The following is a 14,330-nucleotide window of genomic DNA, read 5'->3' as shown; positions in this document are numbered from 1 at the left end:
CCGGCGACAGGAGGGCCGCCCCACCGGGCGGCCCTTTTTCGAGCACTGCGCGATGGCGCGTTCGAGCACCGCGCGATGGCGCCGCTCCCGCGTCCGTCGGGGTCCCGTCCGTGACGACCGCCGTTCCCGGGAACGGCCCGGAAGTGGCGGTTTTGCTTGACGATGCTCTGGCGGTGCGGTTCCTGCGCAGCGGCCGGCGTCGGATGTCCGGCCTCAGACATCGCCGAGGCACCCTCCGCATGGCCCGCTCCGCAGACGACGTGTTTCGCCGCGCCGTGGAAGCCCTGCAGGCGGGCAGGGCCGTGGATGCGGAACGCGCCTTCCGCAGGGTGCTCGACGTCAGCCCCCGGCATCCCGGCGCCTTGAACCTTCTCACGGTCCTTCTGATGCGCCTCGCGCGCTGGGCCGAAGCCGAGCGTTTCGCCCGCCGCGCCGCGCGGGAGACGCCGAATTCGGACGTCACGCTCTACAATCTCGGCCTGATCCTGCGCGAGCTGAAGCGGCCCCAGGAGGCGCTGGAGCAGCTCGGCCGCGCGCTGGCGCTGAACCCGCGGGTGACCGAGACCCGGACCGTGCGGGCCGGCGTGCTGCGCGGGCTCGGACGGCTCGACGAGGCGCTCGCCGATCTCGACGCGGCGCTGGCGATCGATCCGGCCTGCGTCGACGCCCATCTGGGTCGCGGGGCGGTGCTCGGGCAACTCGGCCGCCACGAGGAGGCGCTCGCCGCCTGCGACCGGGCCGCGTCGCTGAAGCCCGATCTGGCCGAGGCGTGGGTCGCTCGCGGCCAGATCCTGCGCCTGCAGAAGCGCCACGAGGAGGCGCTCGCCGCCTTCGCGCGGGCGCTGAGCCTGCGGCCGGATCTGCCCGACGCGCTGCAGGGGCAGGGGGCCACCCTGGCGGCGCTCGGCCGTTTCGCCGAGGCGCTCGCCGCCTACGACCAGGTGCTGGCCCGCAGCCCGGATCTGGCCGAGGCCTGGGTGGGGCTCGGCGACGTGTTCTTCCTGCAGGCCCGGCACGAGCGCGCCGTGGTGGCCTACGACCGCGCGCTGGCCCTGGACGCCGCGCTGGCACGCGCCTGGCTGCACCGGGCGAAAGCGCTGCTCGTCCTGAACCGGCTGGACGAGGCGGAGGCCGCCTGCGCCCGGGCGGCCGCCGTCGGTCCGACCGCCGAGACGTGGCGGCTCGCCGCCGAAATCGCTTTCGCGCTGAAGCGATACGACTATTCCCTCGAGTACTACGACAAGGCCCTGGCGACCGATCCCGCGCTCGACTACGGGCCCGGCGGGCGCCTGCACGCCAAGCTGCAGCTGTGCGACTGGAGCAATCTCGACGGCGAGGTCGCCCAGGTCCTGGCGCAGGTGCACGACGACCGTCCGGTGGTGCAGCCCTTCGTGGCCCTGTTCCTGCCGTTCTCGCAGGCCGACCAGCTCCGCTGCGCCCGCAGCTTCGTGGCCGGCCTGGAGGTGCCGCGGCTGCCCGAGGTGGATGTCGGGACGCGGCGGCACGAGCGCATCCGCCTCGCCTATCTCTCGGCCGACCTGCGCGATCATCCGACCGCCCATCTGACCGCCGGGCTCTTCGAGCATCACGACACGTCGCGGTTCGAGACCACGGCGATCGTCTGGGGTGATCGCTCCGGCTCGGCGATCGCCCGGCGCATCGACGCGGCGTTCGATCATGTGGTCGACATCGGCGCGATGAGCGACGCGGAGGCCGCCGACCTCGTACGGGCCCGCGAGATCGACATCCTGATCGATCTGATGGGGCTCACCAAGAACTGCCGGTTCCCGATCCTGGCGCGGCGGCCGGCTCCCGTGCAGGTCGCGTATCTCGGCTACCCCGGGACGCTCGGGTCCGATTGCGTCGACTACGTCCTCGCCGACGGCGTGGTGGTGCCGCAGCACCTGGAGGCCGCCTATGTGGAGCGGGTGGTGCGGCTGCCGCACGCCTATCAGGTCAACGACGACCGCCGCGCCATCGCCGAGCGGACACCGACCCGCGCCGACTGCGGGCTGCCCGACGGCGCCTTCGTGTTCTGCTGCTTCAACAACAGCTTCAAGATCCAGCCGGCGGTATTCGACGTGTGGATGCGGCTGCTCGCGCAGGTCGACGGCAGCGTGCTCTGGCTGCTCGAGGAGAATCGCTTCGCCTCGGCGAATCTGCGGGCCTAGGCGAAGCGTCGCGGCATCGATCCCGCCCGTCTGGTGTTCGCCCCGCGGGCGCCGCTCGCCGAGCACCTCGCCCGCCACCGGCAGGCGGACCTGTTCCTCGACACGCTACCCTACAACGCCCACACGACGGCGAGCGATGCACTGTGGAGCGGCCTGCCGATCGTCACCTGCGAGGGCGCGACCTTTCCCAGCCGGGTCTGCGCGAGCCTGCTGCGGGCCGTCGGGCTGCCCGAACTGGTGACCGGCTCCCTCGCCGACTACGAGGCCGCCGCCCTGGCGTTCGCCCGGGATCCCGAGCGCCTCGCCGCGCTGAAATCCCAGTTGGCGCAGAATCGCGACTCCGCGCCGCTGTTCGACACCGCGGGCTTCACCCGCGACTTCGAGGCGGCCCTGCTGGACATGTGGGACCGGCGGCAGTCCGCTGAAAGCTCGGCGGAATTTCGCATGCAGCGGTAATTCTTTCGCGCCTTCCGCCGGCTCGGAGGCCCCTCCGCAGAGGCTCCGGAGGTCGGCGGACGGCGAATCCGGACGTCGCCGCGCAAGGCTCGATTCGAACCGTTCCAGCCTCTGGACCGCCGCCGGTCGCCACCGTGGCACCTCTGCAGCGCGATCGTCGCGACGGTTTCAGGGCAGCCGCCCAACTCATTGCGTTCAAATACTTATTCGGCGTCCTCTAGCCGGTCCGGGTGCCTCCCGATTTCGTGTCGTTTGGGCAACACCCCTCCGGATTCAGAGGCTTAGAGGTGGTTTCGGGCCGGTTCTTTATTGCCTGCGAGGGGCCGTCAGCTAATCTGACCTCGCGACGCAGGGGGGCATTCCCGGGGTCGCCCCGTCTAGAGTTCCTGACTGCTTTCGGTGACACGACACGGCAGGAACGCTGGGTGGATCGGGGATTAAGGGGACCTTCCAGGGTGCATGCACCCGCCGGAGACGGAACCCTCCCAAGGCAAACGAATGGAGGTTTCAGATGAAGATGGTGAAAAGCCTTCTCCTCGGCTCCGCGGCAGGTCTCGTGGCAGTTGCAGGGGCCCAGGCGGCCGATCTTCCCGTCAAGGCCAAGCCGGTCGAGTACGTGAAGGTCTGCTCGCTGTACGGCGCTGGGTTCTACTACATCCCGGGCACCGACACCTGCATCAAGATCGGCGGCTATGTCCGCGCGCAGTACTACTACAATGCGGGCGGCGACAACGCCGGCACCGGCGCGCTGACCGGCACCGCCGTGGGTGAGCAGAGCCGTTCGAGCCCGAACGACGCGACGCTCCGCACCCGCGCCGTCATGACGATGGACACCCGCACTCAGACCGAGTGGGGCACGCTCCGTACGTACATGCTGCTCGGCTTCACGCAGGACAACATCGGCTCGTCGTCGCTGTACGCGACCCGCGGCTTCATCCAGTTCGCCGGGTTCACGTTCGGTAAGGCTCAGTCGTTCTACGACCTCTTCTCGAGCCCGGCCGTGTCGTACTTCGCGTGGGCGAACTCGGACACCGGCGACGCCGGCGTCAACCTCGCCGCCTACACGGCGCAGCTCGGCAACGGCGTGTCGGCCACGATCTCGGCCGAAAACCCGCGCCGCACCGGCGTGTTCAACGCCAGCACGACCGCGACCAACGCGATCACGCTCGGCGCCAACCTGAGCAACGACAACACGACCGTGCGGTGGCCGGACGTGGTGGCCAACATCCGCGTCGATCAGGCCTGGGGCTCCTTCCAGGTCATGGGCGCGATCCACGACGCCTCTGCCGCCTACAACTTCCTGACCGGCATCCCGACGACGGCGGCCGGTGACGGCGAGGACAAGGTCGGCTTCGCGGTCGGCGTCGGCGCTCGCGTCAAGACCGACTTCATCTCGCGCGGTGACAGCTTCCAGTTCCAGGTGAACTACACCGAAGGCGCGATGCGGTATGCCATCTACACCCCGACGGGGACTGGCAGCCCGCTGCGCTTCGGCGGCGAGGGCGTGGGCGTCGGCTTCTTCTCCGACGGCATCTACACCAACGGCGGCAGCGTCGACCTGACGAAGGTGTTCGGCATCAACGCGTCGTACGAGCACGTGTGGACCCCGGCCCTGAAGACCTCGGTCTACGGCGGCTACTTCGACATCGACTACGGCGATGCCGGCGCGTCGGCGCTCTGCGGCTACCTGCAGAACACCTCGACGGCGTTCCGCATCACCAGCACTCAGTGCGATCCGGACTTCTCGTTCTGGCAGCTCGGCTCGCGCACCCAGTGGAACATCCGCCCCGACTTCTACATGGGCGTGGACGTCCTCTACACCAAGCTGAACACCGCGTTCGGCGACTCGACCGGCGCCACCCCGCAGCTCGGCTCGCAGGCTCCGCGCACCGGTTACATCTTCGACGACCAGGACATCCTGTCCGTCACGTTCCGTGTCCATCGCGACATCGTTCCGTGATCGGCTGACTGTCTGACCCTTCTCGGGTCGAAGCCCCCGGCGGTCTCCGCCGGGGGCTTTTTTTGTGCTGAGGGTTGGCCAGGCGGGCACGGCGGCGTTCGGCGCGTGTCGTCGTCCTCTTCGTTCGCGAGCGGCTTCGAGCTCCGGTCATTCCGGGGCGCGCCGAAAGCGCAAACCCGGAATCCAGTCCAGAACGCTGAGCTTGCCGCTGGATTCCGGGTTCGCCGCTGCGCGTCGCCCCGGAATGACGATGAGGAACTGAATCAGCCCGCGTGCGCCGCCGCGCACCGCTCCACGAACGCCGCGATGCGGGCGATGACGTCGTCGCCGGCGAGGTCGGGCGCGTGGCCCTGGCGCGGCACCTCGACCGCTTCGAGGCCGGGGTGGTGCTCGCGCATCGCCTCCACGGTCGCCTCCGACAGCAGATCCGACAGGCCGCCGCGGATCACCATCACCGGGACACGGCCGAGGGCGTCGAACTGCGGCCACATGTCCGGCAGCGGCTTCGACAGGTCGAAGGCGGCGAGCGCGCGGGCGATCGCCTGGTCGTAGGTCGGCACCAGATGGCCGTTCTCCTGCCGCCAGGTCCGATGCGCCATGGCGAGCCAGTCCTCGTCGGTCCAGTCCGGGAACTCCCCGGCGAACTTTTCGCGCAGCGCCGCGGCCCCCTCGGCGAAGCCGGACGGCGACCCGGCACGGCCCACATAGGTCTTGATCCGGGTGATGCCGGCCGGCTCGATCACCGGACCGATGTCGTTGAGCACGGCGCCGACGATGGCGGTCGGCCGCACCGCGGCCATCGCCATGGTGATCAGGCCGCCGCGCGAGGTGCCGACCAGCACGGCCGGCATCGCCTCGCAGGCGGTCATCACCGTGAGGGCGTCGTCGAGCTCGACCGGGATCGCGTAATGGTCGGGGTTCGGGTCGTAGGCCGAGAGGCCGCGGCCGCGATAGTCGAGGGCGAGCACCCGGCGCGGATGCGCCGGATCGTTCGCCAGCGCACAGGCGAGCGGATGGAAGTCGGCGGCCGTGCGGGTCAGCCCCGGCAGGCAGACCACCGGCGGGCCGGGCAGGGTGCGGTCGCCGTACTCGCGCAGATGCAGCCTGAGCCCGTCCGTGGCGGTGACGAAATGGCTCCGGTACCCGTCGTCGGTCATGGTCGTCCTCGCTTGCCGGCTCGGTCGGCGAACGACGTTCGCCAGGACATGGGGTGGGGCGGACGACCCGAGCCCGGTCGTCAGTCCGGCCGAATCGTGATGCCGCGCGGCGGCTCCCCGCGGCGCCGCGTCTCCCACATCTCCCGGTACGCCGCCTCCATGTGGCGGCGGTGGCGGTCCGGATCGAAGGGCGGAAGATGCGGCCGTTCCGCCACGAGCCGGTCGCGCGTCGCCCGCAGCGTGGCGGGGTCGTTCGCCAGCGCGACCGCGCGCGCCTCGTACGCGGCGAGCGTCGGGGCGACGAGGTCGGTGCATCCGACGGCCGTGAGGAGACTCGCGGCGACCCGCGACGGGAAGGCGCGTCCCGGACACGTCACCATCGGCAGCCCCGACCACAGCGCGTCGCAGGCGGTGGTGTGGGCGCCGACCGGCGCGGTGTCGAGGAACAGGTCGGCGAGCGCGTGGCGGGCGAGATGCGCCGCCGGGTCGACGCGCTCGGCGAAGACGAGGCGGGCCGGATCGATGCCGCGCGCCGCCGCCTCGCGACGCAGATTCGGCGCCACGGCGGGCGTGTCGGCGAGCAGCCACAGCACGCTCGCCGGCACCGCGGCGAGGATTCGCATCCACGCGTCGAACACCGGCCGGGTGATCTTGTAGCTGTTGTTGAAGCTGCAGAAGACGACGCCGTCGTCGGGCAGGCCGGCGTCGCGCCGGGACGGCGGCGCCGGCAGCGCGGTCGCGTCGGGCCGATAGGCCGCATAGTAGCCGGGCAGGCGGACGAGCGCCTCGCTGTAGTGCGGCTCGCAGCCCTCCGGCAGGATCACGTCGTCCGCGATCAGCCAGTCGACGAAGCCGGCTCCGATCGTGCCCGGATAGCCGAGATAGTTGACCTGGACGGGCGCCGGCCGCCGCGCCAGGATCCCGAGCCGTCCGCCGCGGGCGTGGCCGTTGAGATCGACCAGGATGTCGATCTCGCGGGCGCGCAGCAGGTCGGCGGCCGCTTCGTCCGACAGGCCCTGCAGGTCGATCAGCGCGTCGACGGCGGCGACGATCCGCCGGCGCTCCGGGCCGCCGTCGTCGGGGCCGGTCGACACGGCCAGCACCTCGAAGGCGCTGCGGTCGTGCTGCTCGAGCAGCCCGGCGATCAGCGGCACGGTGGGATGGCGGCGATAGTCGGCGGACATGTAGGCGACGCGCAGCCGCGCCCGCTCCGGCGCCGCGAACGCCGCCGTGCCCTCCGGCACCGTCGCCGCAGCGCGCGGGATCGTCATGGCGATCAGCGTCTCGGCGCAGGCGCGGTGCAGGGCCGGATCGTCGGAGCCGGCGATGAAGATGAAGGGCTGCACGATCGATCGCTTCAGCCGCAGCTCGTCGCGCACGGCCGCCATGGCCGTCTCGGCGGCGGCGAAGTCGCACACCGACATCGCCGCCCAGGCGAGGGGACCGGCGATCTGCGGGTGGTTCGGGTCGACCGCCTTGGCGCGCCGGTACGACTCGAACGCCACGTCGAAGCGCCGCAGGTCGCTCGCCACGTGGCCGCGATTGGCGAACGCGAGAGCGTTCCTCGGATGCGCGGCGACCACCCGGTCGAGCGCGGCGAGCGCCTCCTCGAGGCGGCCCAGCGCGCGCAGCGCGTTGGCGCGGTTGGTCGCCGGCAGCGGCTGGCCCGGCGCGATCGCGAGCGATCTGTCGAAGGCGGCGATCGCCTCGGCGAAGCGGCCGCGGGCGTTCAGGAGGTTGCCGCGATTGTAGTGGGCGTCGGCGAAGCCGGGATCGGCCGTGATGGCGCGGTCGTAGCTGTCGAGCGCCTCGTCGGGCCGGTTCAGCGTCGCCAGGCAGTGACCGCGATGCGACCAGGCGATCGCATAGGCCGGATCGGCCTTCACCGCGGCGTCGTAGGCGGCGAGCGCCTCGTCGGCTCGGCCGGCGCGCAGGAGCGCGTAGCCGAGATTGGTGCGGACCTCGGCCGAGCCCGGATGGGCGCGGGCGCAGCGCGTCAGCAGCCGGATCGCCTCGTCGAGGTCGTCGCGGCCGGCCGCGATGATGGCGAGATACTGGAGCGCGCCGGGATGGCTCTTGTCGGCGTCGAGCACGCGGCGGTAGAGCCGCTCGGCCTCGCCGGCCGCGCCACGCTGATGCAGCCCGACCGCCTGCGCGAAGAGATCCGCCGTCCGTTCCGCCTTCTTGCCCATCACGCCCTCTCGGCGCCGGGCGGCGGGCTGAGGCCGCGCCGGTGCCCGGCCGCACCGGCCCGGAACTGTGCGCAGAAAACGACGGGCGTCAATCCGGGCGGCATCCCGGCGCCGCGCGCGCCGGGGAGCGGCTTCGCGACCGGCTCAGTTCACGCTGCCGCCGCGCTTGAGGTCGGCCTCGATCAGGAGCCTGCTGCCGCCGCCGAAGCGGATGCGGTAGGCCTGCACGTTCTCCATGATGCGCTGGACGTAGTTGCGCGTCTCCGAGAACGGGATGCGCTCGACCCAGTCGACCGCGTCGACGCCGGGGTCGCGCGGGTCGCCGAAGCGCTCGATCCATTCCTTCACCCGGCCGCGGCCGGCATTGTAGGCCGCGAAGGCGAGGATGTAGGAGCCGTTGTAGGCCTCGATGTTGCCGCCGAGCTCGGCGGCGCCCATCTGCACGTTGTAGACCTTGTCGTGCAGCAGCCGCTTCTGGTCGAACGGCACGCCGTGCTTCTTGGCGATGTAGCGGCCGGCCGCCGGCGTCACCTGCATCAGCCCGAGCGCGTTGGCGGTCGACACGGTCTTCGGGTTGAAGGCGCTCTCCTGGCGGGCGATGGCGTAGACGATCGCCGGCTCGACCTCCGGGCCGATCGGCGAGTAGCGCGGCAGGCCGATGGTCGGGAAGGCGGCGTGGTCGAGCGGCAGGCCGTTGCCGAGCGCGGTCTTGCCGATCAGCAGCACGGCGCGGGCGTCGTCGTGCCTGGCGGCGATCTCGGCCATCGCGGTCAGCGCGGCGACGTCGGTCGTCCGGTCGGCGAGGTCGGCGACGAACGGGATCACGAGGTCGCGCTCGTCGATGGCGTAGAGGATCTCCACGGCGCGCACCACCTCGAGCCGGGCGACGGCGGCGCGCTTGTCGGCCGACAGGCTGACCGGCGGGCGCAGCGCGATCTCGCCGAGGCCGAGGCGGCCGCGGGCGAGCTGGCCGTAATAGGCCGTGCTCCAGCGCGCCGCCTGCTCGTAATGGGCCCGCGCCTCGCTGCGCCGGCCGGCGGCCTCGGCGGCGCGGCCGAGCCAGTAGCCGGCGCGCGACAGCGAGATCGGGTTCTGCACCCCGGTCGCCGGAATGCGGGCGAAGTGCTTCGCGGCGGTCGCCGGATCGCCGAGGAAACGCAGCGCGATCCAACCGGCCATGAACTCGTGCTCGACTTGGTAGTTCTCCTTCTCGGGCGGCGTCGCGTCGCGGCACACCAGATAGGCCGACCTGTGGTCGCCGAGCTCGATCAGCTTGCGGGCCATCAGGCGCCGCTCGATCCACCATTCGTCGGCGTCGTGGGCGTCGTCGAGCCGGCGCGGGACGGCGAGCATGATGCGAGCCGCCTCCTGATACTGCTCGGCGCGGCGCAGCCACTGGATGCGGCTGAAGGCGAGGCCGACGTCGTTGCGGGCGCCGAGCGCGTCGAGCTGCGCCTTGGCGTTGCCCGCCTTCTGGTTGACGGCGTGACGGGCCTTGGCGATCGCGGGCTCCGCGCCGCCGAGCCGGTTCGCGGCCCGCAGCGCGATCTCGTAGTCGCCGGCGTCGTAGAGCCGCCGGTCCATCCGGGCCTTGTCGTCGGCCCGCGTGACCATGCCCGGGAAGGTCTCCTGGATCTCGTCTTCGAGGTCGCGGCCGAACGAGTCGGTGCGCCACACCGCGCGAACGTAGTTGGCGGCGCCGGCGCGATCGCCGGAGGCGAGCAGGGCGCGGGCGAGGGCGAGCTTGCCGCGGGTGCCGAGCGGCTCCCGCCCGGAGAAGAAGGCCCTGACCGCCGCCGGGTCGGCCTTCTCGGTCCACATCATGTTCTCGGCGCGCCGGCGCAGCATGCCGATGCTCGGCCAGGTCGGATTGGCCTCGACGAAGGCGGCGTAGCGGCGGAAGCTGGCGCCGTTGTCGCTCGCGCGCAGCAGCGCCCATTCGGCGAGCTTGCGGGCCAGCGGATCCGAGATGCTCTGCTGGACGTCGGTGGAGTCGCCCGGCCGGCCGCGGCGGGCGAGATTGATGGCCTGCTTGACGGCGGAGAGATCGGCGCTCGAGGTGGTCCGGCTCGGCGCATAGGCGAGCGGCTCGCTCGCGCTCGGGGCGGGCGTGTAGGACACCGGCGTCGCGGCGGAGGTCGAGGCCGTCGTCTCGGCCCCGTGCAGCGCCATCGGGGCGCTCGGGTCCGCCGAGGCGGAGCGGCTGGGCGGCGCCAGCGGGCGGGGCGGTGCTCCCGGTCCCTTGGCGGCGGATCCCTTGGCGGCCGGCTTGGCGCTCGCCTGGGCCTTGGGCGGGGACTTGGCATTGGCCTTCTTGGTGTCCGCCGTCTTCGAGTCGGGCTTCTTGCCGTCGGCCGCCTTGGCGCCGGTCTTCTTGGGATCCGGCTTGGCGGCGGAGGCGCTCTTCTCCGCCGGCTTCGGCATGGCCGTCTTTGCCGCCGACGTCTTCGCTGCGGAGGGCTTCGCCGCGGAAGGCTTGGCCGCGGAAGGCTTGGCCGCGGAAGGCTTGGCCGCGGAGGGCTTGGCTGCGGAGGGCTTGGCGTTCGTCGGCTTGGTCGCGGCCTTGTCGGACGTGGCCTTGTCGGCCGCCGGGGCGGCGAGGGCAGGCGCGAGCCCGATCACGGCGGTGCCGATCAGCGCGGCGAGCGCGAGGCCCGACACGGTCTGCCGAAAGCTCTGCAGCCGGAAACGTAGATTGCCAGCGACCACGGTCCATCCCCCCTGGTCAGCACCAGACCCGCCCCCGGCGACCTTCCGGCCGCTCTCGTTAACAAATCTCTAATCCGGTCCGAACATGGCCATGTTTCGGCGCAATCGCGGCGCGAGCATGGAGCGGGCGCACGCCCGCGGTGCCGCCCGGCGGACCGCCCGCCGGGCGCGGGCGCCGCTGCGATCAGGGCTTTCATCGTCCGATCCGACCCGATAACAATGCGTCTTCGTCGCCGCGCCGATCCGGGGCGAAGCCGCGACGCAGGAGTGATTTCAAATGGCCGCCAAGAGCAATTTCAGAGGTTCCTTCACGGCCCTGGTGACGCCGTTCAAGAACGGCTCGATCGACGAGGCGGCCTTCCGGGCGCTGGTCGACTGGCAGATCGCCGAAGGTACCAACGGCCTCGTGCCGGTCGGCACCACGGGCGAGAGCCCGACGCTGTCTCACGACGAGCATCACCGCGTCGTCGAGTGGTGCATCGACCAGGCCAAGGGCAGGGTGCCGGTGATCGCCGGCGCCGGCTCGAACTCGACGGCCGAGGCGATCGCGCTGTCGCAGCACGCCGAGAAGGCCGGCGCGGCGGGCGTCCTCGTCGTCACGCCCTACTACAACAAGCCCACCCAGGAGGGCCTGTACCAGCACTTCAAGGCCGTCAACGACGCGATCGGAATCCCGATCATCATCTACAACATCCCGGCCCGCTCGGTGATCGACATGTCGGTCGACACCATGAAGCGCCTGTTCGAGCTGCCGAACATCGCCGGCGTGAAGGACGCCACCGCCAACGTGCTGCGCGTCTCGCAGCAGCGCGCCGTGGTCGGCGAAGACTTCAACCAGCTCTCCGGCGAGGACGGCACCGCGCTCGGCTTCATGGCGCATGGCGGCCACGGCTGCATCTCGGTGACCTCGAACGTCGCGCCGCGGCTGTGCGCCGAGTTCCAGGGCGCCTGCCTGAAGGGCGACTACGCCACCGCGCTCGCCCTGCAGGACAAGCTGCTGCCGCTGCACCAGGCGCTGTTCCTGGAGACCAATCCGTCGCCCATCAAGTATGCGGTCTCGGTGCTCGGCCGGTGCGCCGACACGGTGCGGCTGCCGATGGTGCCGTGCTCGGAGAAGACCAAGCAGGCGGTGCGCGACGCCATGGTGCATGCCGGGCTGATCAACTAGCCGGGCCGGAACACCACCCGGTTCCGGCCGTTGCCGGGGGCACGCTTTACCACCATATCCGGCGGAGCCCCCGACCCATGCCGATCCTCGAGGAGTTCAAGACGTTCGCCGTGCGCGGCAACGTCGTCGACCTGGCGGTCGGCGTCGTCATCGGAGCCGCCTTCGGCAACATCGTCCAGTCGCTGGTCGCCGACGTGTTCATGCCGCTGATCGGCGCCGTGACGGGTGGGCTCGACTTCTCGAACCACTTCCTGCCGCTCTCCCCGAAGGTCACGGCGGACACGCTCGTCGAGGCGAAAAAACAAGGCGCTGTATTGGCATGGGGTAGCTTTCTGACGCTCTGCATCAACTTCGTGATCGTCGCCTGGGTGCTCTTCCTGGTGGTCAAGGCGATGAACAGGCTGCGCCAAGAGGTGCCGGCGAAGCCGCCGACGCCGCCGCGTCAGGAGGAGCTCCTGACCGAGATCCGCGACCTGCTGAGAATGCAGCAGGGCGCGCGCCCGTGAACCGAGACCATGGCTGACGACAAGGACAGGGAGAAGGCGCGCAAGGTCGTTGCGGACAACCGCAAGGCGCGCTTCCACTACGAAATCGGCGAGACCTTCGAGGCCGGCATCGCGCTGCTCGGATCGGAGGTGAAGTCGTTGCGCCAAGGCCGCGCGACGATTGCAGAATCCTATGCCGAAGCGAAGGGCGGGGAGATCTGGCTCGTGAACGCCAACATCCCCGAATACGGGCAGGCCGGCCCGTTCTTCCAGCACGAGCCGAAGCGGCGCCGCAAGCTGCTGCTGCACAAGCGGCAGATCGCCAAGCTGGCCCAGGGCACCGAGCGCGAGGGCATGACCATCGTGCCGCTGCGCATGTATTTCAACGACCGTGGCCGCGCCAAGATCGAGCTGGCGCTCGGCCGCGGCAAGAAGCTCCACGACAAGCGCGAGACCGAGAAGCAGCGCGACTGGAACCGCGAGAAGGGCCGGCTGCTGCGCGCCAGCGTGAAGGGGTGAACCCGGCGGCCGGCGGAATGAAGTCCGATGGAATGAAACCGGATTCGTATCGTCGCGTCAGCGAGCCGCGGCCCCGTCGACATGGGCCCGCACGGCCGAGAACACCGCCCGGAACATCGCCGGCGTGAGCACGCCCGTGTTCGTGTTGTAGCGGGAGCAGTGATAGCTGTCGAAGACGGTCAGGGGGCGCTGCGGCCAGGTCGACGAGGTGCCGTGGGAGCCGGCGTGAACCGCGCCGTGGCCGAACGGGCGGGCGGACTTCTTCCAGCCGAGCGTGCCCATCAGGGTGTCGTGGGCGATGCGGCCGAGCGCCACGATGGCGGCGAGCTTCGGCATCTCGGCCATGGTCGCGACGAGGAACGGCCGGCAGGTGGCGATCTCCGGCCCGGTCGGCTTGTTCTCCGGCGGCACGCAGCGCACCGCGTTGGTGATGCGGGCGTCGATCAGGGTCAGCCCGTCGTCCGGGCGTGCCGCGTAAGTGCCGGTGGCGAAGCCGAACTCCGTCAGGGTGGCGTAGAGCAGGTCGCCGGCATAGTCGCCGGTGAACGGCCGCCCGGTGCGGTTGGCGCCCTGCAGGCCGGGGGCGAGGCCGACGATCAGCAGGCGCGCCTCGACCGGACCGAAGGACGGCACCGGCGCGTTCTCCCAGTCGGGCCGCTTGGCCCGCCAGGTCTCGCGGAACTCGACCAGACGGGGGCAGCGCGGGCAGTCGCGGTCCGGCTCCGCCGGCCCGACCTCCAGCGCCGAGCCGAGCGCATGCTCGGCCCGTCGGGACGCGGCGACGGACGGCCGGGGCACGATCGGACCGTCAGTCTTCGTCGAACGTGTCGCCGTTGGCCGGCGCCGGGGCCGGTGTCGACGATCGCGGCGTGGTGCCGCGGGTGAGGAACTGCGGCGTGTGCCGCGGCTCCCGGGCCGCCCGCTCGGCACGCTCGCCGGGGTCGCGGCCGATCTTCGGCTGCAACTCGACGATGTCGAGGAACACGTCGGCCTGCCGGCGCAGCTCGTCCGCCACCATGGGCGGCTGGGTCGAGATGGTCGACACCACGGTGACCCGGACGCCGCGCCGCTGCACGGCCTCGACCAGCGACCGGAAGTCGCCATCGCCGGAGAACAGCACCATGTGGTCGATGTTGCCGGCGATCTCCATGGCATCGACCGCGAGCTCGATGTCCATGTTGCCCTTCACCTTGCGCCGGCCGGTCTGGTCGACGAACTCCTTGGTGGCCTTGGTCACCACCGTGTAGCCGTTGTAGTCGAGCCAGTCGATCAGGGGGCGAATCGACGAATATTCCTGATCCTCTACGACAGCCGTGTAATAGAACGCGCGCAGAAGATAGCCTCGGCCCTGGAACTCGCGCAGTAATCGCTTGTAATCGATGTCAAATCCAAGCGACTTCGCAGTCGCGTACAGATTTGCTCCATCGATGAACAGAGCGATTTTTTCGCTTGGCACTGCCATGGGTCTCTCGTTATTTGGTATCTTAGTATAGGGGATACGGGCCGTGAATGG

9 protein-coding genes and 1 pseudogene are annotated in these 14,330 nt (G+C 70.7%); 5 read left to right on the top strand and 5 right to left on the bottom strand.

Going from position 1 to position 14,330, the window contains the following annotated elements:
• Positions 1–203: 203 nt before the first annotated feature.
• Positions 204–2,627, top strand: a pseudogene (locus tag J2S22_RS22765) (tetratricopeptide repeat protein).
• Positions 2,628–3,138: 511 nt separating this feature from the next.
• Positions 3,139–4,587, top strand: coding sequence for a porin (locus tag J2S22_RS22760; protein WP_272779543.1), 1,449 nt, complete (start codon positions 3,139–3,141; stop codon positions 4,585–4,587).
• 263 nt (positions 4,588–4,850) lie between these two features.
• On the opposite strand, the gene J2S22_RS22755 is transcribed toward J2S22_RS22760, so the two are convergent.
• From J2S22_RS22755 to J2S22_RS22745, 3 genes are all read right to left on the bottom strand, one after another.
• The gene (locus J2S22_RS22755) at positions 4,851–5,744 is read right to left on the bottom strand and encodes an alpha/beta fold hydrolase (RefSeq protein ID WP_272779544.1); all 894 of its coding nucleotides are present in this window, start codon (positions 5,742–5,744) and stop codon (positions 4,851–4,853) included.
• 80 nt (positions 5,745–5,824) lie between these two features.
• A complete protein-coding gene (locus tag J2S22_RS22750; RefSeq protein ID WP_272779545.1) occupies positions 5,825–7,936 on the bottom strand; it encodes a tetratricopeptide repeat protein in 2,112 nt (703 codons plus the stop codon).
• Positions 7,937–8,080: 144 nt separating this feature from the next.
• Positions 8,081–10,645, bottom strand: coding sequence for a transglycosylase SLT domain-containing protein (locus tag J2S22_RS22745; RefSeq protein ID WP_272779546.1), 2,565 nt, complete (start codon positions 10,643–10,645; stop codon positions 8,081–8,083).
• Positions 10,646–10,922: 277 nt separating this feature from the next.
• On the opposite strand from J2S22_RS22745, the gene dapA reads away from it, so the two are divergent.
• From dapA to smpB, 3 genes are all read left to right on the top strand, one after another.
• Positions 10,923–11,813 (top strand): 4-hydroxy-tetrahydrodipicolinate synthase, encoded by an 891-nt coding sequence (gene dapA / locus J2S22_RS22740; RefSeq protein ID WP_272779547.1) that lies wholly within the window; start codon positions 10,923–10,925, stop codon positions 11,811–11,813.
• Between the two features lie 77 nt (positions 11,814–11,890).
• The gene (mscL, locus tag J2S22_RS22735) at positions 11,891–12,319 is read left to right on the top strand and encodes a large conductance mechanosensitive channel protein MscL (protein ID WP_272779548.1); all 429 of its coding nucleotides are present in this window, start codon (positions 11,891–11,893) and stop codon (positions 12,317–12,319) included.
• A gap of 9 nt (positions 12,320–12,328) precedes the next feature.
• Positions 12,329–12,817: an SsrA-binding protein SmpB gene (gene smpB / locus J2S22_RS22730; protein WP_272779549.1), complete on the top strand. Its 489-nt coding sequence runs from the start codon at positions 12,329–12,331 to the stop codon at positions 12,815–12,817.
• Positions 12,818–12,874: 57 nt separating this feature from the next.
• Here the strand turns inward: smpB and J2S22_RS22725 are convergent, their stop codons facing one another.
• Positions 12,875–13,558 (bottom strand): uracil-DNA glycosylase, encoded by a 684-nt coding sequence (locus J2S22_RS22725; protein WP_272779564.1) that lies wholly within the window; start codon positions 13,556–13,558, stop codon positions 12,875–12,877.
• A gap of 67 nt (positions 13,559–13,625) precedes the next feature.
• Entirely contained in the window at positions 13,626–14,279 is a 654-nt protein-coding gene (locus J2S22_RS22720) for a LabA-like NYN domain-containing protein (RefSeq protein ID WP_272779550.1), read from the bottom strand.
• Between the last annotated feature and the right edge of the window lie 51 nt (positions 14,280–14,330).

The organism is Rhodoplanes tepidamans, from assembly GCF_030813915.1.
In the GTDB taxonomy this organism is placed as follows: domain Bacteria; phylum Pseudomonadota; class Alphaproteobacteria; order Rhizobiales; family Xanthobacteraceae; genus Rhodoplanes; species Rhodoplanes tepidamans.
The sequence above is the reverse complement of the archived record's forward strand: the minus strand, read 5'-3'. Positions and strand labels throughout refer to the sequence as shown.

Bases quoted from the DNA above. Each gene is read 5' to 3' on its own strand.
- J2S22_RS22720 (WP_272779550.1), bottom strand. From the start codon at position 14,279: ATGGCAGTGCCAAGCGAAAAAATCGCTCTGTTCATCGATGGAGCAAAT.
- J2S22_RS22750 (WP_272779545.1), bottom strand. From the start codon at position 7,936: ATGGGCAAGAAGGCGGAACGGACGGCGGATCTCTTCGCGCAGGCGGTC.
- J2S22_RS22760 (WP_272779543.1), top strand. From the start codon at position 3,139: ATGAAGATGGTGAAAAGCCTTCTCCTCGGCTCCGCGGCAGGTCTCGTG.
- smpB (WP_272779549.1), top strand. From the start codon at position 12,329: ATGGCTGACGACAAGGACAGGGAGAAGGCGCGCAAGGTCGTTGCGGAC.
- J2S22_RS22755 (WP_272779544.1), bottom strand. From the start codon at position 5,744: ATGACCGACGACGGGTACCGGAGCCATTTCGTCACCGCCACGGACGGG.
- mscL (WP_272779548.1), top strand. From the start codon at position 11,891: ATGCCGATCCTCGAGGAGTTCAAGACGTTCGCCGTGCGCGGCAACGTC.
- dapA (WP_272779547.1), top strand. From the start codon at position 10,923: ATGGCCGCCAAGAGCAATTTCAGAGGTTCCTTCACGGCCCTGGTGACG.